24 protein-coding genes and 1 pseudogene are annotated in these 22,739 nt (G+C 72.4%); 3 read left to right on the top strand and 22 right to left on the bottom strand.

The annotated features are described in order from the left end of the window. Positions 1-446: 446 nt before the first annotated feature. Positions 447-689: a hypothetical protein gene (locus ACH5AR_RS10565; RefSeq protein ID WP_396300982.1), complete on the top strand. Its 243-nt coding sequence runs from the start codon at positions 447-449 to the stop codon at positions 687-689. Between the two features lie 24 nt (positions 690-713). Here ACH5AR_RS10565 and ACH5AR_RS10560 read toward each other — a convergent pair whose 3' ends face one another. From ACH5AR_RS10560 to rpmB, 9 genes and pseudogenes are all read right to left on the bottom strand, one after another. Continuing rightward, a complete protein-coding gene (locus tag ACH5AR_RS10560) occupies positions 714-1,058 on the bottom strand; it encodes a hypothetical protein (protein ID WP_396301045.1) in 345 nt (114 codons plus the stop codon). Between the two features lie 287 nt (positions 1,059-1,345). Further along, on the bottom strand, positions 1,346-1,507 hold the full coding sequence (locus tag ACH5AR_RS10555; RefSeq protein ID WP_396301049.1) for a hypothetical protein: 162 nt from the start codon (positions 1,505-1,507) through the stop codon (positions 1,346-1,348). A gap of 369 nt (positions 1,508-1,876) precedes the next feature. After that, positions 1,877-2,083: a replication initiator gene (locus ACH5AR_RS10550; protein WP_396300981.1), complete on the bottom strand. Its 207-nt coding sequence runs from the start codon at positions 2,081-2,083 to the stop codon at positions 1,877-1,879. Next, positions 2,080-2,654, bottom strand: a pseudogene (locus ACH5AR_RS10545) (replication initiator). The gene ACH5AR_RS10550 and the pseudogene ACH5AR_RS10545 overlap by 4 nt, the downstream one beginning before the upstream one ends. Positions 2,655-2,751: 97 nt before the next feature. Beyond that, positions 2,752-2,916: a 50S ribosomal protein L32 gene (gene rpmF, locus ACH5AR_RS10540; RefSeq protein WP_396300980.1), complete on the bottom strand. Its 165-nt coding sequence runs from the start codon at positions 2,914-2,916 to the stop codon at positions 2,752-2,754. A gap of 73 nt (positions 2,917-2,989) precedes the next feature. Then, complete coding sequence (gene rpsR / locus ACH5AR_RS10535; protein ID WP_396300979.1) at positions 2,990-3,232, bottom strand: 30S ribosomal protein S18; 243 nt, start codon at positions 3,230-3,232, stop codon at positions 2,990-2,992. Between the two features lie 21 nt (positions 3,233-3,253). Further along, entirely contained in the window at positions 3,254-4,417 is a 1,164-nt protein-coding gene (locus ACH5AR_RS10530) for a CobW family GTP-binding protein (RefSeq protein WP_396300978.1), read from the bottom strand. A gap of 5 nt (positions 4,418-4,422) precedes the next feature. Next, on the bottom strand, positions 4,423-4,728 hold the full coding sequence (gene rpsN, locus ACH5AR_RS10525; RefSeq protein WP_396300977.1) for a 30S ribosomal protein S14: 306 nt from the start codon (positions 4,726-4,728) through the stop codon (positions 4,423-4,425). After that, positions 4,728-4,964, bottom strand: a complete 237-nt coding sequence (gene rpmB, locus ACH5AR_RS10520; RefSeq protein ID WP_396300976.1) for a 50S ribosomal protein L28 — start codon at positions 4,962-4,964, stop codon at positions 4,728-4,730. The genes rpsN and rpmB overlap by 1 nt, the downstream gene beginning before the upstream one ends. Positions 4,965-5,250: 286 nt before the next feature. On the opposite strand from rpmB, the gene ACH5AR_RS10515 reads away from it, so the two are divergent. Continuing rightward, positions 5,251-6,495: an MFS transporter gene (locus tag ACH5AR_RS10515; protein WP_396300975.1), complete on the top strand. Its 1,245-nt coding sequence runs from the start codon at positions 5,251-5,253 to the stop codon at positions 6,493-6,495. A 100-nt stretch (positions 6,496-6,595) separates the two neighbouring features. Here the strand turns inward: ACH5AR_RS10515 and ACH5AR_RS10510 are convergent, their stop codons facing one another. The 12 genes from ACH5AR_RS10510 to ACH5AR_RS10455 form a co-directional block, all read right to left on the bottom strand. After that, entirely contained in the window at positions 6,596-7,552 is a 957-nt protein-coding gene (locus ACH5AR_RS10510) for a RimK family alpha-L-glutamate ligase (RefSeq protein ID WP_396300974.1), read from the bottom strand. Positions 7,553-7,584: 32 nt separating this feature from the next. After that, entirely contained in the window at positions 7,585-8,001 is a 417-nt protein-coding gene (gene panD / locus ACH5AR_RS10505) for an aspartate 1-decarboxylase (protein ID WP_396300973.1), read from the bottom strand. A gap of 268 nt (positions 8,002-8,269) precedes the next feature. Next, positions 8,270-8,917, bottom strand: a complete 648-nt coding sequence (locus ACH5AR_RS10500) for a methyltransferase (RefSeq protein WP_396300972.1) — start codon at positions 8,915-8,917, stop codon at positions 8,270-8,272. Positions 8,918-8,945: 28 nt separating this feature from the next. After that, positions 8,946-10,280 carry a hypothetical protein gene (locus ACH5AR_RS10495; protein WP_396300971.1) on the bottom strand — a complete coding sequence of 445 codons (1,335 nt, stop codon included), beginning with the start codon at positions 10,278-10,280 and terminating at the stop codon, positions 8,946-8,948. Beyond that, positions 10,277-11,458, bottom strand: coding sequence for a GNAT family N-acetyltransferase (locus tag ACH5AR_RS10490; RefSeq protein WP_396300970.1), 1,182 nt, complete (start codon positions 11,456-11,458; stop codon positions 10,277-10,279). The genes ACH5AR_RS10495 and ACH5AR_RS10490 overlap by 4 nt, the downstream gene beginning before the upstream one ends. A gap of 189 nt (positions 11,459-11,647) precedes the next feature. Beyond that, positions 11,648-13,006, bottom strand: coding sequence for a DUF6002 family protein (locus ACH5AR_RS10485; RefSeq protein ID WP_396300969.1), 1,359 nt, complete (start codon positions 13,004-13,006; stop codon positions 11,648-11,650). 771 nt (positions 13,007-13,777) lie between these two features. Beyond that, a complete protein-coding gene (locus ACH5AR_RS10480) occupies positions 13,778-14,392 on the bottom strand; it encodes a hypothetical protein (protein WP_396300968.1) in 615 nt (204 codons plus the stop codon). 472 nt (positions 14,393-14,864) lie between these two features. Further along, positions 14,865-15,755, bottom strand: coding sequence for a UTP--glucose-1-phosphate uridylyltransferase GalU (galU, locus tag ACH5AR_RS10475; protein WP_396300967.1), 891 nt, complete (start codon positions 15,753-15,755; stop codon positions 14,865-14,867). Further along, positions 15,755-17,008 (bottom strand): FG-GAP repeat domain-containing protein, encoded by a 1,254-nt coding sequence (locus tag ACH5AR_RS10470; protein WP_396300966.1) that lies wholly within the window; start codon positions 17,006-17,008, stop codon positions 15,755-15,757. The genes galU and ACH5AR_RS10470 overlap by 1 nt, the downstream gene beginning before the upstream one ends. A gap of 45 nt (positions 17,009-17,053) precedes the next feature. Then, the gene (locus tag ACH5AR_RS10465; protein ID WP_396300965.1) at positions 17,054-17,866 is read right to left on the bottom strand and encodes a hypothetical protein; all 813 of its coding nucleotides are present in this window, start codon (positions 17,864-17,866) and stop codon (positions 17,054-17,056) included. 79 nt (positions 17,867-17,945) lie between these two features. Next, entirely contained in the window at positions 17,946-19,136 is a 1,191-nt protein-coding gene (gene wecB, locus ACH5AR_RS10460) for a non-hydrolyzing UDP-N-acetylglucosamine 2-epimerase (RefSeq protein ID WP_396300964.1), read from the bottom strand. A 259-nt stretch (positions 19,137-19,395) separates the two neighbouring features. Continuing rightward, the gene (locus ACH5AR_RS10455) at positions 19,396-20,187 is read right to left on the bottom strand and encodes an SDR family NAD(P)-dependent oxidoreductase (RefSeq protein ID WP_396300963.1); all 792 of its coding nucleotides are present in this window, start codon (positions 20,185-20,187) and stop codon (positions 19,396-19,398) included. A gap of 124 nt (positions 20,188-20,311) precedes the next feature. On the opposite strand from ACH5AR_RS10455, the gene ACH5AR_RS10450 reads away from it, so the two are divergent. Next, entirely contained in the window at positions 20,312-21,097 is a 786-nt protein-coding gene (locus tag ACH5AR_RS10450; protein WP_396300962.1) for an SDR family NAD(P)-dependent oxidoreductase, read from the top strand. A 191-nt stretch (positions 21,098-21,288) separates the two neighbouring features. Here ACH5AR_RS10450 and ACH5AR_RS10445 read toward each other — a convergent pair whose 3' ends face one another. Further along, complete coding sequence (locus ACH5AR_RS10445; RefSeq protein ID WP_396300961.1) at positions 21,289-22,467, bottom strand: acyltransferase family protein; 1,179 nt, start codon at positions 22,465-22,467, stop codon at positions 21,289-21,291. Between the last annotated feature and the right edge of the window lie 272 nt (positions 22,468-22,739).

Here is a 22,739-nt window from a genome sequence, read left to right as displayed (position 1 = left end):
ACCGTCAAAACGCCTGAGCTGCGAAGAAGCAGGTAGGGCCGGGCGCCGCGCCAAACGTACTATGTACTCGCGGGGAACACTCCGGTCTTTGTTCACAACTCAAATTGCGACCCGAGGTTCACTGTCAGCTCTGACGGAACTGTGATTGATAACGCGGATGCGGGCACAGTGCACCCGTAGGGTACATGGAATGCGAAAACGGTTCTTCCGAGCGGTGAAACGGTGGGCCAGGTAGGGGCTCGAATTTGGGGCAATGGTAGGGTCTCCTCCGATCGAAATACTGGATTGTCGGATATCCAGCTGCGTGGACTCGCTTCGAAGCAAGATGCTGAAGTTCTCTTCGACATGTATAGGGGTGCAGCGATTGGTATTCCATCCAACTCGACGGCTCCGGTCCGCGTCGAGCTCGTTCAGCAGGTCCTGGATGCCTGGGGGAGGCCATAGCCATGGGGACTGAAGGTTTCCGTATCAAAATCTCGGCCGACGAACGCAGCTCGTTCACGGTGATGTTCGAGCCGAGCGGGATGTCCTATGAGCTGAGCCCTTCCGAAGTGGTGTATGCAAATCTCGAAGGAGATTTGGCCGAAGAGATAGAGATCTTCTACTGGCCGGGCGGAATTTCTATCTGGCCGCCTGGGCAAGTAGTTATCAGAGATGCCGAAGGGCGAGAACTTCACCGACTATACTGAACTCGGGTCGATTGGCGCTTCAGTTTATGAAGAACCTCTCGCGTTCCGCGTGACCGACTGACATGGCCCAGTGGCCCTACTGGAGTTTCTTCCAGTAGGGCCACTGAGGTGTTTGACGGCAGTAGTTGACGGCAACGTCAGCGGACAGGTGCTGCACAAAGCGGCGGACCGGCGCCGTTGTCCGGGTCGGTGCCGGAGGGCTTGCCGAGGGTGCGGGCCGAGGAGGTCGATGGCGTCGCGCTGGAGGCGGAGGCGGACGTGTGCGTAGACGGTGGCGGTGACGCCGATGCGGGCGTGGCTGAGGAGTTCCGTGATGACGACGAGTTCGACGCCTTGCTCGAGGAGGAGGGTCGCAGTCGAGCGCCTCAGGTCGTGGAAGCGGATCTGGTGGAGGAGTGCGATGAAGTGGTAGGTGAGGGTGGTGGGTTCGATGGGTTGGCCGGTCGGGCCAGGTGAAGACGTGGCGGCTGTCTCCGCAGGCCGCGCCGATGTTCTCCTTCTCGTGGGCCTGCTGCTTGCGGTGGCGCGGAGTGCGAGCAGGCAGGGGGCCGGGCGGGCGATGCGACGTTCGGAGCTGACTGACTTGGGCCGCCGGTGCGGGTGCGCTGGAGGGTTCGGAGGATGCTGGCGGTGCCGCCGGCCCGGTCGAGGCTTTCCTAGCGCAGGCCGAGGAGTTCGCCCTCGGTGCGGAGGGCGAGTTCGAAAAGCGCGTGGGGGCGGCGGCCCTGGGCGGCGGCGAGGAGGGTGCGGGCCTCGTCGGCGGGTAAGGGGTTCGAAGCGGCGGGGGCGGGGTGTGCCGGTGCGGACGTTACGGACAACGTTGCGCGGAATTTCTTCCTCCCGCACGACATGCTCCAGACCGGACTTGAGCACGGAGTGGATGTAGGCGAGGGTCAGCGGGGAGAGCCGCTTGCCTTAGCGCGCGCCGGTGGCCGCAGCAGCGGGGCTGTGTGCGGGCGGCATCGAGACCGCGGGACGCAGCGCTGACAGGTGGCGCGGAGGTGGCTACGCCCTGTGCGGACGTCCCTGGGGCGAGCTTGGCGAGCTTCAGCACCCGCCTTCTGCGGTGAACTGCCGCGCCGGTTCTCTGGGGTGCCAGGCGACGGCGGCGAGGAATCGCACGCCGGGGCCGTGGCCGGAGCGGTGGTAGGCCCAGCGGCCCGTGACAAGGGTCGAGGTCGGGCAGGTCAGCGGTGTGTGCGGGCCTGTTCGGTGCGCCAGGTGCGGCGGTCGTCGCGCAGTTGGCCGGGGGTGACGGAATAGCAGCGGGACTTGGTGGAGAAGTGGCCCCGGAAGCCGAGCATGCGCGCCCACTTCCAGCGCTTGGGCGCCTCGAACTCCGGGCGCTTGCCGAACTCCCAGCAGTCCGGATCATCGACCGCCCGTGGGTTCAACGGCGAGGCGGGGCAAACTTGCCGTCCGGGCCGGCGAAGCGGCTCACGGCCGGGCAGTGGACCAGGCCGCGCTTCTGGTACTCGACGGACTTGGCGAAGGAGACGCTCAGCACGGCGCAGGCCGCCTTCTGGGTCAGGCCGAGCCGGGCGGAGATCCTGCGGCGAAACTAGATCGTGACGCGAGCCCACAAAGCTCCGGCGTGGGCGTTGAACAGCACCGCGCCCGGGTAGTCGCAGGTCTTCGGGTTCAGCCGTGTGCCGATCGGCGCGTCGGCGGGTTCGGGGCGCTTGCCGCAGCGGCAGGGCCGGAGGACACCGCCCGCGTCGGTGGGCGGTTGTGGACGGCGCCGACGGGCGGTGCGGTGAGCGTGGCGAACACACGGGGGCGGGTGCGGACGGTGTCCGGCACGCTCTTGCCGCCGGTCAGGGCCGTCCGGATCAGTTGGAACGTGTCGGCGGCATAGACGCGGGAGCGGGCAAGGCAACGCGCGTCGCGGCGGGTTGCACCGGCGACCGGAGTCGGTTCGGAGTACCGCTGGACTCGATCAGCAGGGAGTCGAAGCGGCGCCAGAGGGCCCTTTTCAGGGCGCGGCAGGTGTGGCCGCTGGTCATGCCGAGGGGCCGCAGCCCCCCACGGGCTGCGGCCCCTCGGCGGGCCGGTCCGTGCCTCACGGCACGAGCAGGCCCCGCTCGTAGGCCTTCGCCAGGTTGCGGGGAACCAGGTGCTCGCGGCCTTCGACGGTGATCGGCACGAGCTGCGGGGCGGCGGCCTTCCACTGCGAGCGGCGGTGGCGGGTGTTGCTGCGGGACGTCTTGCGCTTCGGAACGGCCATGTCGGGGCTCCCGTCGGAGGTCGGAGGTCGGTGGTCCGGAGGTCGGTGGTCCGGAGGTTCGGAGGTGCGGAGGTCAGCGGGCGGTGGAGGCGTACGGCAGCAGGGCCATCTGCCGGGCGTTCTTGACCGCCCGGGCCATCGCGCGCTGCTGCCGGGCGGTCAGCCGGGTGACCCTGCGGCTGCGGATCTTGCCGCGGTCGGAGACGAACTTCCGCAGCAGGTTGGTGTCCTTGTAGTCGATGTACGTGATGCCGGCCTCGAACAGGGGGTTCGGGCGCGGACGGGCGGGGCTGCCGCCGCCGGGGCGTCGGGCCATTCGGGGCCATCCTTCGGTCGGTCAGGAAACGGGTTCGAGCAGGTCGGCGAAGGCGTCGGGGAGGGACTTCCAGCCCTGCTCCCCCGCCATCAGTTCGGCGTCGGTGAGCAGGCAGGAGTCGAGCAGCTCGACGATGCCGTCGGTGTCCAGCCCCGCGGCCAGGAAGACCAGTTGCTGGACGCGGTCGCCGTGGGCGGGGTGCCAGTCGAGGGCGGCGGCGGCCCGGCGGGCCGGCGGGTAGAGCTCCCAGGCGGCGTCCGGCAGCGCGGCCAGCCACGGCCCGCACTCCTCGACCGCGAGGTTGGCTCCGGCCGCGTCCCAGGCCAGCATCAGCTCCGGCCGGTTGGCCAGCCAGAACCGGCCGCGGCTGCGTTGGGCCGCCGGGACGAGCTGTTCCAGCGCGTCGTGCAGCCGCGCCGGGTGCAGCGGGCGGCGGCGCTCCCACACCAGGGTGGCCACGCCCGCCTCGTCGTGCTCCTGCGGCAGCAGGGCCAGCGCCGGGTTGACCCGGTCCCGGGCGGCCGCGACGTCGAAGCCTCCGAACGCCGCGCGCAGCAGCTCGCCGGAGCCGAGCAGCACCCGCCGTGCAGTCGGGTGCAACTGGCGCAGCATCGACAGTCCGGCCTCGCCGCCGCGGGCGACGGCGATCGTGGTGGCGTACTCGACCTGGTGGGCGAGCGCCTCGGCGCGGGTGCGGGCGTCGTCGGCCGAGGTGTGCTCGCCGTGCTCGCGGAGGTCGTCGGAGACGGAGAGTTCACCGATCAGCCGGTCGGGGTCGACCGCGGTGACCACGCCGGCCAGCTCGATCAGCTCGCCCATCGGGCGGCCGTCCACCTCGCCGCCCGCGATCACCTCGACCACCGGGTGCGGGTCGCTGCCGCCCCAGAGCTCGACGACCGCCAGCCCGTGCTCGCCGGCCTCGGCGATGCCGGCGAGCACCGGCAGCAGGTCCTCCCGCAGGGCGCAGCACGGGCAGTCGTTGGTCAACGGCAGGTCGCCGGTGTCGTACACGCCGTCGCCGTCGCGCAGTTCGCGGTGGACGGTGCCCCGGCCGGCGTCGCGCAGGTCGTGGTGCAGGACCACGCCGTCGACGCCGCCGTCCAGCAACTCCTGGACGGCACGGCGGCGTTCGGCGCGGTGCAGGCCGGCGACCACGACCACGGGGAGCCTGAGGTGTTCGGGCACGGCGCTCACCAGCTCGACTTGCGCACGCCCGGCAGCTGTCCGGCGTGGGCCATGGTGCGCAGGTTGATCCGGGAGAGGCCGAAGGCGCGCTGGTAGCCGCGCGGCCGGCCGTCCACGGCGTCGCGGTTGCGGACCCGGGTGGCACTGGCGTCCCGGGGCTGGCGGGCCAGCTCACGCTGGGCGGCGGCGCGCTCCTCGGGGGTGCTGGTGGGCCGCGCGACGGTCTTCTTCAGCTCGGCGCGGCGCTCGGCGTAGCGGGCGACGAGGGCGCGGCGGCGCTCGTTCTTGGCGATCTTGCTCTGCTTGGCCATCAGACCTTCTCCCCCCGGGCGCGGATCCGGGCGACGGCGGCCTCGATCCCGATGGTGTCGACGGTCTTCAGGCCCTTGGCGCTGAGCGTGAGGCGGATGTGGCGGCCCTCGCTGGGCAGCCAGTAGCGCCTGCGCTGGATGTTGGGGTCGAAGCGGCGCGGGGTGCGGCGGTGCGAGTGCGAGATCGCGTTGCCGAAGCCGGGCCTGCGGCCGGTCAGTTGGCAGTGGGCGGACATCGGGGCCTCCGTTCTGTCGGGTCGACCCGGGAGACTCTACATGAACATGGATTTCATTTTCTCATGGGTGGGCCGACCTGTCGCCGCAGGCCCCTTCCACGGGTGTCATGAGCGCAACGAGCTGCTACAGTGCCGAATGTTTCGTGATTTCCGGACCGCCCGCCCGGGACGCCGCGCCGACCGCCGTCCCGCTGACCTGTCGCGCCGTCAGGAGTGCGCCGGGAACCGGCAGCCGGCCCGGGCGCCCCACCCACCGTCACCTCCAGGAACGGAAGCCGGTCACGAGATGTCCACCGCGCAGGCGATCCCCCTCCGCCGCATCGAGGGGTTCCGCAACTTCTGGCTGTCCCGCGCCGTTTCGGGCCTCGGGTCCGCGATCACCACCGTGGCGCTCCCCGTCCTGGTCTTCCAGGAGAGCGGGTCGCCGCTGCTGGTCTCCCTGGTCGCGGCCGCCGGGACCCTGCCCTACCTGGCCTTCGGCCTGATCGCGGGCGCCGTCGCGGACCGCGTGGACCGGCGCGCGCTGATGATCGCCACCGACTGGCTCAACGCCCTCTGCCTCGCCACCGTGCCGCTCGCCTGGGCGCTGGGCGCGCTGACGGCGTGGCACGTCATGCTGGTGGCGTTCCTGTCCGCGAGCCTCGCCCTGTTCTTCGACGCGGGCGTCTACGGCTTCGTCCCCGACATCGTGGGGAAGGACGGCCTGGCCCAGGCCAACAGCGCGATCTACGGCGCGGAGACCGTCGTCCGCATCGCCGGCAACGCCGTGGCGGGCGGCCTCATCGCGCTCTTCCGCCCGGCCGGCACCCTCGCGCTCGACGCCCTGAGCTTCGCCGTGTCGGCCCTGTTCATCAGGGCGGTCACCAACGTCGCGCCGCGCGCCGCCGCCCCGCACGCCGAGCGGCCGGGCTTCCGGGAGTCGATAGGGCAGGGGCTGCGGTTCCTGGCGGGCCATCCCACGCTGCGGGTCATGACCGTGGTCGGCACCCTCCAGTCGTTCTCCGGCGGCGCCATCGTCGGCCAGCTGGTCGTCTTCGCCGACCGCTCGCTGGGCATCCACGGCTCCGACGGGCGGATCGGCCTGCTCTTCACCGCCTGGAGCGCCGGGGGCATCGGCGGCTCGCTCCTGCTGCCCCGGCTGCGGCGGCGCTTCGAGGCCTTCCCGCTGCTGCTCGGCGTGCTGCCGGTCGGGGCGCTGCTCGGCCTCGTCGTCGTGCTCACCTCGAACTGGCTGGTCGCGCTGGCGGCCCTGGCCGCCTGGGGAACGGCGTACCTGGTCGTCCTGGTGAACACCATGACGTACTCCCAGGAGGTGACGCCGCCCGAGCTCCAGGGCCGGGTCAACACCACCCGCCGGATGCTGTCCTCGGGCCTGGGCGTCCCGCTCGGCGCGCTGGTGGCCAGCACCATCACCGTCTCCGTCGGCATCCAGGCCGGAATGGCCACGGCGGTGGTCTCGATCGCGCTCGCGGCCGTGATCGTCTGGGCGGTACGGCTGCGCCAGGCGCTCCGCCCGGCCGACCGGGACTGAGCACGGCCGGACGGCGCACCGCGCTCCGCATCACGCCCCGCGCCGCACCCGCCGGAGCGAACGGGTGCGGCACGGGCCGCGGCGCCGACCGCCCGGCGGCTCAGCGGGCCGGCGGCTTCTCCGCGAAGCGGCGGGCTATCCAGCCGAAGAAGGCGTCGGCGACCTTCCCGAGCTCCGGCTCCGGCATCACCGTGAAGCCGCCGTGCGCGGTGCTCCACTCGTTCAGCACCGGCCCGGAGTCCGTCATCAGCCAGTCCACGCAGATCCACTCGGCCCGCAGCTCGCGGGCGAGGCGCACGCACTGGTCCGCGACCAGGTCGTGGTCCCGGTTCACGTCGACGGACCCGCCCTGGCTGACGCTCGCCAGGTAGCCGCCGGGGCGGGGGCGGCGGGTCATCGAGGAGACGATCCCGCCGTCGGCCAGGTAGACGCGCATGTCGCCGTGGTGCGGGATCAGCGGCTGCACCAGGTACCCGCCGACGGCCTGGGCGACGAGGTCGACCACCGCGCCGAGCTGCTGCTCCGAGTCGACCCGCAGGACCCCGTAACCGCCGGTCAGCTCACGGGGCTTGACGATGTACGGCCCGTCGCCGAGGCCGCGCCGCACCTCCCCGAGCACCCGCCGGGCGTACCTGCCGGGCGGCACGGCGACGGTGTCCGCCGTCCGGATGCCCAGGCCTGCGGCGTACTGGAGCTGCGCGAGCTTGTCGCGCTCCAGGTAGTCGGGGCCGGTGTACGAGCGGTTGAGCAGGACGGAGTCGCTCGCCTCGATGGTGCGGTAGACCGCCCGCAGCGCCTGGAGGCCCTGCGGGTCGGTGGCCATGTCCTCGACGACGAAGCACTGCCGCTGCTCCAGCAGGTCCTCGTCGCCGTGGCGCAGGACCGGCCGCCCGCCCACGCAGGACGGCACCAGTTCGGTGGCGCTGATCACCCGGAAGTCGAGGCCGCGGGGCCGCGAGAGCGCCGAGTAGCGCCGGGTGATGCCCTGTTCGAACGCCTCGACCGCGGCCGGGTCGAGGTCCTCGGACTGGTAGATCCAGGTGATCACGGGGTTCACGCCCGGCCGCCCCTCGTCTTCCGCGGCCCCCGTCACGGCGACACCCGGTCGCCGCGCCGCAGCTCGGAGCCCTCGGGCGCTTCGGCGGGGTCCGCGCCGACGCTCACCGGCCGGTTGTGCCCGTCGACGAAGACCACCCGAGGCTTGAGGTCCCGGGCCTCGTCGTCGGTGACCGTCCCGTAGGCGATGATGATCACCAGGTCCCCGGGGCTGATCAGCCGGGCGGCGGCGCCGTTGATGCCGATGACCCCGGAGTCGCGGGGGCCTTCGATGACGTAGGTGGTGAGCCGGGCGCCGTTGTCGATGTCCACGATGTCGACCTGCTCGCCGGGGAGCAGGTCGGCCGCCTCCATCAGGTCGGCGCTCACGGTGACCGACCCGACGTAGTGGAGGTCGGCCTGGGTCACGGTCGCCCGGTGGATCTTGGACTTCATCATGGAACGCAGCATGATGCGCTCTCCTCGCGCTGGGGGGTCCGGTGGGGTCGGGGTGGAACGGGCGCCCGGAGCGGGGGTCTCACGACGTCCGGGGTCTGCGGAGGGCCGGGCTCTCGGGACGTCCGGGGCCTCACGGCGTCCCCCGACCGGGCCTGGGGCCTCACGGCGTCCCCGGGCCGGGGCCGGGGCCTCACGGCGTCCCCCGACCGGGCCTGGGGCCTCACGGCGTCCCCGGGCCGGGGCCGGGGCCTCACGGCGTCCCCGGGCCGGGGCCGGGGCCTCACGGCGCCGCCGGGCCGGGCAGCCGGGACCAGAGGAAGTAGTAGTCCTCGTGGCCCTCGCCGCAGTCGAAGGCCCCGACGACCTCCAGGCCGGACTTCTCCACCATCCCGGTGAAGTCCTCCGGGGTGGAGAAGCGGTGGTTCTCCTGGATGACGACCGAGCCCCCGGGCCGCAGCCGCTCGGCCGCCGCGGCGTAGAAGGAGCGGTGGATGGCCCAGTCGGTGTCCTTCCAGATCAGCGGCGAGTGCGAGCGCTGGTACTCCGAGGCGGCCGCGGCCTGGTTGACGTGCGGCGGGTTGCCGACCATCAGGTCCCAGCGGAGCTCGGCGGGCACGTCGTCGAAGCCGTCGGAGAGGTGGAAGCGGGCCCGGCCGCGCAGCCCGTTCTCGACGATCGTCCGCTCGACGGCCTCCCCGGCGGCGGGGTTCACGTCGCCCAGGTCCACCGAGTCGCACAGGCCGGCCGCCAGCAGGGAGAAGCCGATGAACCCGGGGCCGGCGCACCACTCGAAGACCGAGCCGACCCGGCCGAACCGGGAGCGGACGAACGGCGCGTACGCCCGGCCGAAGGTGTTGCCGCCGCCGTCGAGTTCGGGCGTGTAGGCCACGGACACCGGGCCGTGGTCGGCCCGCGAGTAGGTCGTCATGTCGTCCTCCTGGGGACAGTCGCAGGGGTCAGCGGAGCGCGAAGGCCACGTTCGACAGGGCGCCGTGGCCGTGGATGCTGACCACGCCGTCCCGCTCGGGCGGGAGGTAGCGCACCATGCAGCCGGCGGCCCGCCCGTCGAACAGGAAGGGGCTGAAGACCGGCACCACCTCGGCCTCGTGGCCGCCGGAGCCGTCCGGGCCGTCGAACTCCATCCGGTAGGGCGCGGGTTCCACCCACTCCTGGACGACGTGGTCCTGCGCCGCGACGGCCGCGGCCACCGCCGCCCGCCAGGTCTGCGGCGGGCACGAGCGGCCCACCAGCACCTGCTGCCCGCTCATCCCGATCGCGGGCTTCAGCACGAAGTCCTCCTGGCGGTCCAGGAGCAGGTCCGGGAGCGGTACGGTCCGGCCGTGCCGCTCGACGGGCCGGTCCCCGACCACGCGTGTCCACGGCAGGTAGCGCTCGACGGTGCGCCGGTCCCGGTCCGTCATCCACGGCCTCCCCTCGGAGACCCAGCCGAGCACCTTCTTGTTGGCGACCAGGTACGCGGTCTGGCTCGCGATGAGCCGCACGCCGGCGTCCAGGGCCGTCCGCACCGGGGCGAGGTCGATGCCGTGGCCGAGCCATTCGAGGATCGTGAAGTGGCGCAGCCCGAGCCGGTAGCGGGGCTCCCCCGGCAGGCCGAGCCCGTCGAGGAGGTCCTCCGGCTCGAAGGTCTCGGCCGCCAGGCCGCGCCGGCGCAGCGACTCCTCCTGGATTGCGAAGTAGCGGCTGGGGGCGCCGCCGAAGTCGCGCAGCGTGCCGACGATCGCGACCGCGGGCCGGACGCCGAGCTCCCGCACGGCGCGCACGAAGAGCTCGTCGCGCACCGCGAGCGGATCGACGGCGTCGAACGGCGTCCGCCCGGGGCCGCCGTAGGCCGCCACCCACGCGGCGGTGTGCAGGGCGGTGTCCACCACCCCGCCGATTCCGGAGCCGATGTTGAACTCCAGGAACCTGGGGCCGTCCGCCCCCACCATGACGTCGGGGCGGGCGATGCAGGTGGCGTAGTCCTCCTCGGCCGGGCCGTCCATGACCAGGGGGTACATCGCCTCGTCGGCGCCGAGCGCGGCGATGCGGCCGGCCGCCGTCGGGGCGCTCTCCAGCAGCGTCCGGCGCAGCAGCGCCAGCAGGTCGGCCGTCGCGGTGAACAGTTCGTCGTAGGAGGTGCGCGGCAGCAGGACGGGCCGCAGGGACGACGCCACCGGCACCACCCGGGCGTACTCGCCGTCCTCCACCCGGGCCAGTTCCCGCCGGACGGCGGGCAGTTCGAGCCGGCCGTCGAGCGGAGGCGGTGCGCTGCCGTACCACCGGGCGGTCACGGGCGGGCCCTTCCCGCGGGGGTGCGCACCGCTGCGGCGAGGAACTCGTCGAGGTCCACCTCGCGCACGGCCGCCACCCCCGGGGACTTGGCGGAGTAGTCGAACCGGGGGGCGCGCCGCCCGTCGCGGAAGTAGACCGCCTCCAGGCTCCCGTCCGGCCGCTCGGCCAGGACGGGGTTGGCGACCAGGTAGTCCCGCACCGCCGGGGTGTCGCCGCGGACCTGGAGCCACAGCCGCTTGGCGCCGAAGTGGTTGGGCGGCGGCACCACCCGGGTGCCGAACCGCCGCTTCCACTGGTAGGTGCCCTTGCTGACGAAGGGCTCGGTGCCCTGGAAGTCGAGCCGGCGCACGCCGTGGCGGGCGCACCAGTCGATGAGGAAGTGGTAGATCGCCTTGAAGGCGCCGCTGTCGTAGTGCTCCGGCGCGCCGTCGACCACGCCCAGCAGGCGCAGCGTCATCGTCCCCGACCCCCGGTCCCAGTGGCAGAGCGCTCCGCCGATCGGTTCGCCGTCCTGCCGCAGGACGAACATCCGGCCGCCGCGGAAGAGGCACTCGTAGGAGACGTCCTTGGTCTCGGTGCGCTCGCGCTCCCCGTGCCGCTGGAACATGGTGGGGCGGTAGAGCCGGTCGTAGAAGTGGTCGAACCAGGCAGGGTCGCGGCTGAGCCCCCAGGTCCAGTCGTGGTCCTTCAGGTCGTGCTTGAACTGCTGGCGCTCCCGCTTGGAGATGCGCCGGAGCACGGTGTCCGGGTCCGCGTCGAAGTCGATCACGAAGTGCACCCGCATCGGCACGATGAGTGAGGCCCGGCGCGGCAGGGCCCGGGCCCGGGCGGCGCTCGTGCCGACGATGACGATGTCGGCGTCGGGCAGCCGGGCGGGGTCCCGCAGGGCCGCTCCGGTCAGCCGGCCGCTGCGGCGCCGCACGCCGTGGACGTCGGCCCCGCGCCGCAGCTCGGTGAACTCCAGGGTGTACGCGAGGCCTTCGGCGAGGCCCGCGTAGCTCACCGACAGTCCCCCGGCCTCCGAGTGGACGGCGGGGAAGGTGGCGCCGTCCCGGGTGTCCCAGACGGTCCGGGCGGTGGTCAGGACCGGGTTGCCGCTGTTGCGCCAGTGGTAACCGGTGTGCATGCGCAGCCGCTGCTGCGGCATGGCGCGCGGGGGCGGGACGGCAGGGGCCACGGGGCTGTCACCTCGGCGGTTCGTCGGTGGCGGGGGGGCGTCGCCGGCGGTCGGGTCGGCGGGGCCCGGCGCGCCGGGCGGTTCGGCGGGACGGGCCCCGCGCGGACGGGCCCCGGCGCCGGCGGTCGGTCAGGCAGGCGGCCAGGCAGGCGGCCAGGCGGCTGGTCGGACGGGTGGCCAGGCGGCTGGTCAGGCCGACGGCGTGGCGTCCAGCACCACGCGCCGCAGGTCCTCGGCGGTGGCCACCGGGTGCAGGTCCCGGACGGTGAGGTGGCCGTAGTCCGTCGCCGAGTAGCTGCCGGAGCCGTGCACCAGGATCTCGGTCTGCGGCACCAGCCCCCGGTCGACGGCGTTGAGCAGGCCCGTCACGGCCATCACCAGGGACCACTCGCGCAGCGCGGTGGGGTTCGCGGGCAGCGGCACGCCGGCCTCCCCGAGCAGCGCGCGCACCTGCCCGTAGCGGCCGAGGCACTCGGCGAGCGAGACGACGATGCCGCCGCCGCCCTGGGTGCGGATCAGCTCGTTCATCCGGGGCGAGGTGGGCGGGTTGCGGGTGTAGAAGGTCGGGTCGAGGGTCTCCCGCGGGTCGAAGGTCCGCTCGGGGTAGCGCGGGTCGGCGCTCTGGGTGAACAGCCCCGTTTGCGCGTCGTAGCCGTACTCCGGGAGGTTCGCGGTGTCGGTGGAGCCCTCGTTGTACAGGCTGAGCACCATGTCGGGAGCGCCCAGGTGCTGCACCAGGAAGTAGTGCGGCGGCAGGGTCCGGGAGCGGACGTCGGCGGGGAGCCGGCTGCGTCCGTAGGCGTGGCCGAGCAGCCCGTAGGCGCTGGAGACCGCGTGCACGTGCAGCCGGGCCGTCCCGGGCGCCGACGGGAACAGGTCGGCCTCGGCCAGCGCCCGGACCACGTCCGCGGCGAGGTAGTTCTCCAGCTGGAGCGTGTACCAGAGGTTGGTCTCGGCCTCCTTCTCGACGGCGTTCCGGTGTTCGTCGACGAACCCGAGCGCGATGGCCTTCACGGTGCCGGGCTCCGCACCGCCGTACACCGCGATCGGGTTGCGCGCCCGCAGCCCGGGGTCGGTGAACAGCTCGGAGCTGCGCAGCTTGCCCACCGCACCCTCGGGGACCACCGTGACGACGTTGAGCCGGTCCGCGTCCACCAGGCCGGCCCGGATCGCCCGGAGCACCGCGTCGCGCATGGCGATGGCCTTGTTGGCGGAGGACGGCGTGACGATGGTGACCCGCTGCCCGGTGTCCTGGATGAAGCGGACCGCCCTGGCCACGATGACCAGGGACGCGAAGGTCTTGGTCGTCATCGTGCCCGGGTTGCGCGTGAGGTCGAGCAGCGCGAGATTCCGGCCCCGGTACGACGGCATCGCGGTGTGGGCGAGGCCGGAGACGGCGAGGTACTCCTGCACGGCCGGAGTGAGTTCGGGCAGTTCGACGCCCGGTGTGAAACCTTCGGAACCGGTCTTTCCCGCATCGCCCAGGAGGTCCCGCAGGGCTGCGCGGATCTCTTCGTAGTACCGGACAAGAGCGTTGTCGACAATCACTGTTCCTGCCTCTTTCTCCTGGAGCGGGAATCCGCACCCGGTCCGCGCGGTCGCGCTCGCCCGGGCGGGTGGCGGCCGCCAGGGAATCCGAGAAAGCGGACCACGGCCCTGGTCATTACGACATTCGAACCCCATGCGCACAACACCGTCACACCCATTCCGGCGCGAGCCCCCCGCACCGCGCGGGGCTCGCGAAATCCCGGAGCGAAAGCGGGTCGCGCCCCGCCGGCGCACGACGGGGCAGCACGCCCCGCTGCGGAAGCCCACCCGCAGGCCGCGCTTTCCGGCCCCGGGCGGGCCCGATGTCCTTCCCGGGCCTGCGTACCCGGTGGACTCCTGAATTCCGGAGGATTCGGTGAAAACCTGACGGACGAGAGATACAGCAGCTGCTTAGCGGGATTATTGATTGTTTGACCGTTCTCCGTCAACGGGCCTTCGACGTGACACGGATCACATCGTGTCCATTTCGTGATGACATGGCCCCATGTTCACCGCTGTTGCCGGACAAACATCCATCCGTGGAACAATCGCCCCGCATCCGGCCCGCCCCGGCACAGCCGGGATCCGGGGCACACCCGGGCTCCCCCGGTGAAATGGCCCGGACGTCGCGGCGAAATTCCCAGCTCGCCGGGGCCGCATTTCGCCGGGCCGCCCGGGAGGAATTACCGACGAGCGCGGAATTCCGCCCGGAGCGTTTCGCGACCCCGGCAGCCGGCGCTCACGGACGCCCGCCGGGGCAGCCGCGCCGGCGGGTCAGCCGCGTCCGCCGGGTCAGCCGCGCCGCCGGCCGGGGCGCTTCCCGGTGCGTTCCGCCGTCCAACCGATCAGCACCGCGACCACGAGGACGGCGAGGGCGGTGTCGACCCGGCCCAGCCACGCCTGCGTGGCCGCGCTCGGCAGTCCGCCCAGCTTCGGGGCGATCCGGCCGGTGGAGTCCGTGGTGACGGTGACGACGTCGCCGACCCGCCGCGAACCGCCGAGGCTTCCCGTGGCCGTCTCGTCGATCGGCGGACCGTCCAGGGCCTCCAGGGTGTACACCTGGTAGTCGGTGTTGTCGGCGTTGAACTTCGTCTGCACCTTGGTGATCCGGGCGTGCTGCTCCAGGCCGTGCTCGCGCAGCGCCCGGGTGTCCAGCAGGGCGATGTGGACGAACAGCATGACCGTGGCGACGGCGCCGAGCACCGCCATCCACACCGTGGGGTCGTCCCGCCGCACCACCCAGGGGAGGTAGACGGCCATCAGGACGAGCAGCACCAGCACCGGGACGCCCACCTGGTTGTGGGTACGGTGGGCGAAGTCCGCCAGCCCGCGGACGCCGAGGAACACCCCTCCCCCCACCACCGCCGCCAGCGCCGCGCTCCGAACCGCCCGCCCCACCGTGCGCATCGTCCACCTCTCCGCTCCTCCGGCACACCCCGGCCCCACAGTACGCGCGCCCGCACCGCACCGCGGGCGCCCGTCGGGGGCGGGCAGTCGGGCCGGCCCGCCCCCGGAAGACCGTCCCGCCCCGCACCAGCCCGTCCGCGCCCTCGAACGCCCCGAACGCGAACAGGTGCGGTCCCCGTCAAGGGGAACCGCACCCGAAACCGCGCCGGGAGTCGAACGGCCCGCGGACGACCGGGACGCGAACGACCGGGACGCCGAACGGAAGTCGTCCGGACACCGTGCCCGCCCCCGCGCTCACGCCCCCGCGGCCGGCACGGACGACGCGGCCGGGGCGCACCCGGCGCCCGAAACCGGACGGCGGCAAGGGCACCGCGGTCGGTGCCGTCCCGCCACGGTCACGGAGCACGGACCCGTGCCCGCCCCCACCGCCGCCCGGCGCCTCGCCGTCCCGGCGCCCGTCACATCCCGTGCTTCACAGTTCGGTCGCCACGAACTTGCGCAGCCACTCCTGGAAGTCGGGCCCCAGGTCGTCCCGTTCGCAGGCGAGCCGCACCACGGCCTGGAGGTAGGAGCCGCGGTCCCCGGTGTCGTAGCGGCGGCCGTCGAACACGACCCCGTGCACGGGGCCGCCGGCCGCCTCGCCGCGGGCCAGCGTCCGCAGGGCGTCGGTGAGTTGGATCTCCCCGCCGCGTCCGGCCCCGGTGGCCCTCAGCACGTCGAAGATCTCCGGAGCCAGGACGTAGCGCCCGATCACCGCGAGGTTCGACGGGGCGGTGCCCGGCTCGGGCTTCTCCACCAGGTCCACGATCCGGCGGACGTCGCCCGCCGCCGACGTCACGGACGCGCATCCGTAGAGGCCGATGTCCCCGTCGGGCACCTCCATCAGGGCCACCACACTGCCGCCGTACCGCTCCTGCACGTCGAGCATGGTGGTCAGCAGCGGGTCGCGCGGGTCGATGAGGTCGTCGCCGAGCAGTACCGCGAAGGGTTCGGAGCCGACGTGGTCGGCCGCGCACAGGACGGCGTGCCCGAGCCCCAGCGGGTCGCCCTGGCGGACGTAGTGCATGTTCGCCAGGGCGTCGGGGGCGGTCACCGAGGCCAGGCGCCGGTCGTCGCCCTTGCGGCGGAGCGTGGTCACGAGTTCGTGGTTGCGGTCGAAGTGGTCCTCCAGGGCCCGCTTGCTGCGGCCCGTCACCACCAGGACGTCGCCCAGGCCCGCCGCGGCGGCCTCCTCGACGACGTACTGGATGGCGGGCTTGTCGACGACCGGCAGCATCTCCTTGGGCGTCGCCTTGGTGGCGGGCAGGAACCGGGTGCCGAGCCCCGCGGCGGGGATGACGGCCTTGCGCACGCGGGGCGCCATCAGCTCTCCCCGATCCGGTTGCGGTGCAGGACGATCCTGGCGTCCTTGGCCACGTAGTAGTTGTCGACGGCGTACGAGATGGTGGCGAAGTCGATCCGGCCCCGGCCGTCGAAGTCGCCGAGGGCGATCCGGGCCACCGACTCGTCGGCGACCCGCCACTTGCTCCACACCCCGCCCCGCCCGTCGACGGCCTTGTAGTAGAAGACGCCCTGCCAGGGCCAGGGGCCGCGCAGCGCCACGAGGAACTCGTCGTCGCCGTCGCCGTCGAAGTCGGCGCAGACGATCTGGTGCCCGGGGCCCTCGCCGTTCTCGTTGGGGTCGCCGAAGACGTCGAGGATGCTGCGGGTCCAGCCGGTGGTCCCGTCCGCCTGCGGCTGCTTGGTGTAGACGGCGACGGTGTTGCCGTGGAAGGGCTCGACGGCGGCGACGTACGCCAGCGGGTCGTCCCCGAGGCGGCCGACGTTCAGGTCGCCGCTGCCGCGGAACCCGGTCCGCTCGAACTGGCCGCGCTCGCCGGTGCCGAACGACTCCCGCTGCCACTGGGCCCGCTCCTCGTCCCAGTACAGCCAGGTGACCCCCTCGTCGGAGGCGAGCAGCAGGCTGTCGAGGTCGCTGCCGGGGATGAGCCCCGCCTTCTTCTCCGCGCCGTGGATCATGCGGAAGTTGCGGTCGTCGATGACGGTCATCGGCCACTCGTCGGCGGTGTGCACGTCGTCGGGCTGGGTGAACATGACGACGGGCAGCACGGCGTGGACGTCCTCGACGGCGACGATCGGCAGGCCGATGATCTCCAGGCGCTCGCGCTGGGTGAAGTAGCCGGCCCGCAGCCGGTGCATGCCGACCGCCCGGCCCACGTAGTGGCGGGTCCACCGCGAGGGGTCCTTGTCGGGCTGTCCGGGGTTCTCCAGCCAGCTGATCTTCCCGCCCTGGGGGTCGGGGTCGACGATGGTGCCGATCGGTCCGTAGAGCTCGTGGCAGACGATGATGTCGGCCACGCCGTTGCCGCTGATGTCCGCGAAGTCGGCGCCGACGGGCATGTGGATGCCGTCGGCGACGAGCCGGCGCTCCCAGCTGCCGTCGTTGCGGTACCAGTAGATCTCGCCCAGGCGCAGTCCGTAGCCGAACAGGTCGGTGCGGCCGTCGCCGTCGAGGTCGGTCGCCTCCAGCCAGTAGCCGTCCCTGAGCTGGTCGGTGACGACCTCGGCGCCGAAGCGGGGGATGCGCACGGAGGAACCGTCTGAGGTGTTCGTCATGGCGTCAAACTCCAGGTGCCGGTGGGATGTCGGAAGCCCTACCGTTCAGCAGGGGTGGTATTCGAGGGCCAGCCAGACGCAGTCGGTGTCCGCCCAGTAGCGGTGCCACGGGTAGCTCCACGTGCCGGTCGCGTCGTAGCCGCAGAACGGGGCGTGGGTGCTGCCCGGCTCCAGGGCCACGTCCTGGTAGCGGGTCCGCGCGTCCTGCGCGTGGAACTTCTGCATCCGTCCGCGCCCCGCGACCTGGGCGTGCACTTCCAGGAAGTCGTGCCTGCGGTGGATGTGGCAGTCGGTGCCGGCGGGTGCGTACCAGAGGTTCGCCTGGAGCCTCAGGGGCACGGGTGTCCGGGCCTCGCTGGGCGCGCCGAGCAGGTGCGGCGGCAGGGTCACGGTGCCCAGCTGCGCGATCGGGGAGCGCCACAGCGGAGTCGCGGCGGGGAAGGGCTCGCCCTCGCCCGCGCCGGCCGCCACCGCCGGGTCGTTCCCGATCCGCAGCCAGCCCTCCCGTGCCCCCAGGCCGTCGATGCGCTCGGTGCGCAGACCGGTGAGCAGCAGCAGCGGGGCCGGGTGGCGCAGCGTCACCCGGTCGAGGACGGCGGACTGGAGGGGTGCCACCTGGGAGGGGCGCTCGGTGCCCAGGTCGAGCGGCTCGGCGGAGAGGTTGACGACGAGCGTCTCCTCCCGGAGCGGGGTCTCGGCGCCGGGGGCGGTGAGTCGGGCGTGCAGACCGCGGGTGGAGAAGGCGAGCGGTGCTCCGGCGCCGGCGGGGTCGGGGCCCGCGGCGACCGGAGCCGGGGCCGGCGCCTCGACCGGGTCCGGGCCCGGGGTCGCGGAACGGGCGGGTGTCGTACGGGTCATGGGTGTCCTCGGTCGGCGGTGTGTGGTGCGCGTACGGCGCTGTGTGGTGCGCGTACGGCGGTGGGGTGCCCGGCGGCGGTCAGCCGGCGAGCTGGGCCATGTCGTCGCGGAAGGACGGCGCGACCAGCGTGAGGTCGGGGGCGAAGAGGGTCGGGGCCGGGCCGAGTCCGAAGTGGTGGGCCAGCGCGTCCACCGTGCGCTGGGCGGCGAGGCCGTCGCCGTACGGGTTGACCGCCCGCGCCATCCGCGAGTACGCCGCGCTGTCGTCGAGGAGCGTGGTGGCGGCGGCGACGATGCCCGCGGTGGTCTTGCCGACGAGGCGGGCCGCGCCGGTCTCGATCGTCTCCACCCGCTCGGTGACGTCGGCCAGCACCAGCGTCGGGGTGCCGAGCGCCGGCCCCTCCTCCTGGGCTCCGCTGCTGTCCGAGATGATCATGTCGGCGCGGTCCAGGAGCTTGCAGAAGGACAGGTAGGGCAGCGGGTCGGTCACGGTGATGTTCGGGTGGCCGCTGATGACGGGCAGGATCGCCTCGCGGACGGCCGGGTTCAGGTGCAGCGGGACGACGATCCGCACGTCGCCGCGGTCGGCGAGCCGGCGCCAGGCCTCGGCGATGTCGCGCAGGTTGGGCCAGGCGTCCCTGCGGTGCGCGCTGGCGAGGATGACCTTGCGGCTCTCCTGGCCCAGGTCGGCCAGCTCGGGCCGGTCCCAGTCGGCCGCGTGCTCCGCGCCCCAGCGCAGGGCGTCGATGACGGTGTTCCCGGTCACCACGATCTCGCTCGCGGGGACGCCTTCGCGCAGCAGGTTGCCGCGGTTGCCCCAGGTCGGCGCCAGGTGCAGGTCGGCGACGCGGGCGACGAGACGGCGGTTGCCCTCCTCGGGGAACGGGGAGGACAGCCGCCCGCTGCGCAGGCCGGCCTCGACGTGCACCAGGGGGATGCGGTGGTGGAAGGCGGCGAGGGCGCCGGCCAGCGTCGTCGCGGTGTCGCCGTGGACGAGCATGGCGTCCGGCCGGTGCTGCGGCACGTAGGAGTCGAGGCCGTCGAGTATTCGCGCGGTGGTGCCGGACAGCGTCTGGCGTTCTCGCATCACGGCCATGTCGATGTCCACGCCCAGGCCGAAGGCGGTGAGCGTCTCGTGCAACATCTCGCGGTGCTGGCCCGTGGAGACCACGACCGGCTCGAAGCGCGGGTCCTGCTGCAGCAGCCGGATCACCGGCGCGAACTTGATGGCCTCCGGGCGAGTGCCCATGACAAGGGTGACTCGTTTCAAGACTCAACAGCTCCTTCGAACTTCGCCCATGAGGGGGCTACGTTCCCGTTCCCCCCGGCTGAAACGGCGTGCGGCGACGCTGTCGCACGCGTACGGAACACCGGTGCAGCACTTCGTCACTCCGTGCACAGGAGCGGTCGCCCACCGGATGATCTTGACGGTAGCACCCTGGTCCGGCGCCCCGGTGTGTGGTTTTCCGGACGGGGCCCACCCCGCCCCGGGACGCCGTGCGGCCACCGCCGCACCGGTCCGGTCACGGTCAGACGGTCGGTGTGACACCGCCGTCGACGACGATCTCGGCACCGGAGATGAAGCCCGACAGGTCCGACGCCAGGTACACCGCGGTCGAGGCGACCTCCTCCGGGCTCCCGAGCCGCCCCGCGGGAATGCCGTTGAGCTCCACGTACCGCTTCAGCGCCGTCTCGCGGTCGGTGCCGAACTCCTCGGCCAGCGCGTCGGCCAGACCGCCCGGCCGATCGTAGATCGCGGTGCGGATGAAGCCCGGCGAGATCACGTTGGAGCGCACCCCGCGCGGGGTGAACTCCCGTGCCAGCGCCTTGGAGAGGCTGAGGATCCCCGCCTTGGTGACGCTGTAGTCGGGCAACCTCGGGTTCGGCATCCGCGCCGCCTCGGACGCGGTGTGGAGCAGGACCCCCCTGCCGCGTTCCAGCATGTGCGGCAGCACCGCGCGCGCCATCCGCACGTAGCCGAGCAGGTTGAGGTCCAGGCTGGCCCGCCAGGCGTCGTCGTCGACGCCGAGGAACCCGTCCGGCCTGACCGCGGCGACCCCGGCGTTGTTGTGCAGGACGTCGACGCGGCCGAAGCGCTCCAGCGCCGCCCGTACGAGGTGCCCGGCACCGTCCCGGTCGCGCAGGTCCACCCGGACCGGAAGCACCTGGTCGCTCCCCAGGGAGTCCAGCGCCTCCGGATCCAGGTCGCCGCCCACCACCGACGCGCCCTCGGCGACGAAGGCGCGGGCCGTGGCCAGGCCTATGCCGCCGCCGGCACCGGTGATGAGGACGACTTTTCCGTCCAGATTGTATTGCACCATTTCGCTCTCCCGCCGACGTTCCGGTGTGCGAGCCGAGTCTTTCCCGAACACCCCAGTTCGTGTCCAGCTCGGGTTAGAGTCGCACAGCAAATTTCGCCAAACCAACGAGAAGGGGCTCTCCGCCATGCACATCGATCTTTCGGGCCGCACCGCACTGGTTACCGGGTCCACCGCGGGGATCGGCCTGGCCGTCGCCAAGGGGCTCCACGCGGCCGGCGCGGAGGTGGTTCTCAACGGCCGGACGGAGGAGCGTCTCGAAAAGGCGCTGGGGGAGTTCGACACCACGACTCGGGTACGTACGGTCGCGGCGAACGTCGGGACGGCCGACGGCTGCCGCGTGCTGACCGAGGCCGTTCCCGAGGTGGACATTCTGGTGAACAATGCGGGAATCTTCGCGCCGCAGCCGCTCTTCGAGATCGAGGACGAGGAATGGCAGCGGTTCTTCGACGTGAACGTGATGAGCGGAATCCGGCTGTCGCGCCACTACGTGCCCGCGATGGTGCGCCGGGGGTGGGGCCGGACCGTCTTCGTCTCCAGCGAGTCCGCCGTCCAGGTGCCGCCGGAGATGGTGCACTACGGCATGACCAAGACCGCCCAGCTGACCGTCGCCCGGGGCCTGGCCGAGGCGGTCGCCGGGAGCGGCGTGACGGTGAACAGCATCCTGCCGGGGCCGACGCTGAGCGAGGGCGTCGAGAGGTTCGTCTGGGAGCTGGTCGGGGACGAGGCCTCCTCGCTGGAGGAGGCGAGCCGCCTGTTCATCGAGAAGGAGCGCCCGACCTCCCTGCTCGGCCGCCTGGCGAGCTCGGAGGAGGTCGCGAACCTCGCCGTCTACCTCTGCTCGGACCAGGCGTCCGCGACCACGGGCTCGGCGCTGCGGGTGGACGGCGGGGTGCTGCGCGGCGTGCTGTGACGGGGCGGGGCCGCCGTGCGCGGTGACGTGGGCGCGGCGTACGGCGCGAGCTGAGCAGGAGGGCGGGACCCAAGGGTCCCGCCCTCCTGCTTTCCTGCTGTCCTGTTGTCCCTGCTGTCCGGCTTTCCTGATGTTCCGCTTTCCTGCTGTCCGGCTCTACGGCCTTCCGGCCCTCCGGCGCGCGCGGGTGGCTAGGCCCGGTGCGCCGCGAGCTGGGGCTCGTCCGCCGCGGGCGGGCCGGCGGGCGCGTCCGCCGCCCGCTTCCGCCGGCCGCCCGAGGCCCACCGCCGCATGACCGGCCGCTCCACGCACACGTAGAGCACCCAGGCCACCAGCTGGGAGGCGGTGAAGGCGGCCACGATCACGGCGAGCGCCGTCGGCGTGTCGAACTTCCGCTCGCCCAGCAGGTCGTGGACGGCGAGCAGGACCAGGTAGTGCACCAGGTAGAACGCGAACGAGACCTCGCCGAGCAGGGAGACGAACCGGCCGCGCAGACCGGTCCGGCGCCCGGCGACGTCGGCGGCGGCGAACGCCGTCACCAGCAGCGCCAGCGGCACGGCGAGGGTCACGTTCAGACCGAACTGCCAGGGAACCACCAGGGCGAGCGCGTAGCCGGCGCCGGTCAGGGCCAGCGCGGGCGCTATGCCCAGGCCGATCCAGCGGCCCTCCTTGAGGACCCGGGCCATCAGCATGCCCAGGACGAACTCGAAGAGCCGCAGCGGCGGGATGTTGTAGGCCAGCCACCACTGCGTCTCGGACAACGGCCACTCGGCGAGGCGGGGGGTGGCCGGCACCCAGGCGTGGATGACCAGCTGGGTGCCGAGCAGGCCCGCGAAGGCGATGCCGAACCACACCCACAGGCGGTCGCCCCTGATGGCGCGAACCCCGCGCCACAGGAGCGGGAAGAGCAGGTAGAAGAGCAGTTCGCTGCAGAGCGACCAGCTCGGCTGGTTGACGCTGACGAACGTGTTCAGGTCGGGCACCCAGGAATGGACCAGGAGGAGGTTCGGCAGCCACACCTCCGGCCCCGCCGCGGCGGCCGAGAAGAACAGGAGCGCGACGGCCCACGTCACGACGTGATTGGGGTAGATCTTCAGCAGGCGCCTTCGGTAGAAGCCGCCCAGGGTGTCGCCCGGCCGCGCCGACCAGGCGAGGACGAATCCGCTGAGGACGAAGAAGAAGGAAACCCCGGCCCATCCGGCCTTACTGAACAGAAACGCGTAGCCATCGGCGAAATCCCTGTCCGAGAACGGGTCGAGCATCTTGGCGAGTGAGGCGTGGAAGCAGAACACGAGCGCTGCGGCGAAGAAACGTGCCCCGGTGAGCGAGGGTAGTTTCCGACTCTTTCCACTGGATTGCCGATCCGGCACGATCGCTCCTTTCGAGAACGCTTACGGGGCGATCACGACGAACGGCCGCCGGCCACCCCGGGCTCATCGAATCCGGACGGCAGCCGGAGGTCAACGGGGCGGCCATTCGGCGCTTTATCCGCGTTGCACAACGGAAAGGAAAGGGATACACGCGGACGGGCCCGCCCCGGGGGCCCCCCCCCAGAACACCACTATAAAAACCGCGGCTCCCCCCCGAGACACCCGCCCAGAACCAACCAAACGGCCCCCGCCCCACCAGAGGCTATTACCCA

The sequence above is a fragment of the Kitasatospora sp. NPDC018619 genome (assembly GCF_044391605.1).
Classification (GTDB): domain Bacteria; phylum Actinomycetota; class Actinomycetes; order Streptomycetales; family Streptomycetaceae; genus Kitasatospora.
Note: the sequence above shows the minus strand (reverse complement) of the source record. Positions and strands in the feature narration are given on the sequence as shown.

Coding starts and splice junctions, on each gene's coding strand:
- ACH5AR_RS10565 (WP_396300982.1), top strand. CDS start 447: ATGGGGACTGAAGGTTTCCGTATCAAAATCTCGGCCGACGAACGCAGC.
- rpmF (WP_396300980.1), bottom strand. CDS start 2,916: ATGGCCGTTCCGAAGCGCAAGACGTCCCGCAGCAACACCCGCCACCGC.
- rpsR (WP_396300979.1), bottom strand. CDS start 3,232: ATGGCCCGACGCCCCGGCGGCGGCAGCCCCGCCCGTCCGCGCCCGAAC.
- rpsN (WP_396300977.1), bottom strand. CDS start 4,728: ATGGCCAAGCAGAGCAAGATCGCCAAGAACGAGCGCCGCCGCGCCCTC.
- rpmB (WP_396300976.1), bottom strand. CDS start 4,964: ATGTCCGCCCACTGCCAACTGACCGGCCGCAGGCCCGGCTTCGGCAAC.
- ACH5AR_RS10515 (WP_396300975.1), top strand. CDS start 5,251: ATGTCCACCGCGCAGGCGATCCCCCTCCGCCGCATCGAGGGGTTCCGC.
- panD (WP_396300973.1), bottom strand. CDS start 8,001: ATGCTGCGTTCCATGATGAAGTCCAAGATCCACCGGGCGACCGTGACC.
- ACH5AR_RS10500 (WP_396300972.1), bottom strand. CDS start 8,917: ATGACGACCTACTCGCGGGCCGACCACGGCCCGGTGTCCGTGGCCTAC.
- ACH5AR_RS10480 (WP_396300968.1), bottom strand. CDS start 14,392: ATGCGCACGGTGGGGCGGGCGGTTCGGAGCGCGGCGCTGGCGGCGGTG.
- galU (WP_396300967.1), bottom strand. CDS start 15,755: ATGGCGCCCCGCGTGCGCAAGGCCGTCATCCCCGCCGCGGGGCTCGGC.
- ACH5AR_RS10470 (WP_396300966.1), bottom strand. CDS start 17,008: ATGACGAACACCTCAGACGGTTCCTCCGTGCGCATCCCCCGCTTCGGC.
- ACH5AR_RS10465 (WP_396300965.1), bottom strand. CDS start 17,866: ATGACCCGTACGACACCCGCCCGTTCCGCGACCCCGGGCCCGGACCCG.
- ACH5AR_RS10455 (WP_396300963.1), bottom strand. CDS start 20,187: ATGGTGCAATACAATCTGGACGGAAAAGTCGTCCTCATCACCGGTGCC.
- ACH5AR_RS10450 (WP_396300962.1), top strand. CDS start 20,312: ATGCACATCGATCTTTCGGGCCGCACCGCACTGGTTACCGGGTCCACC.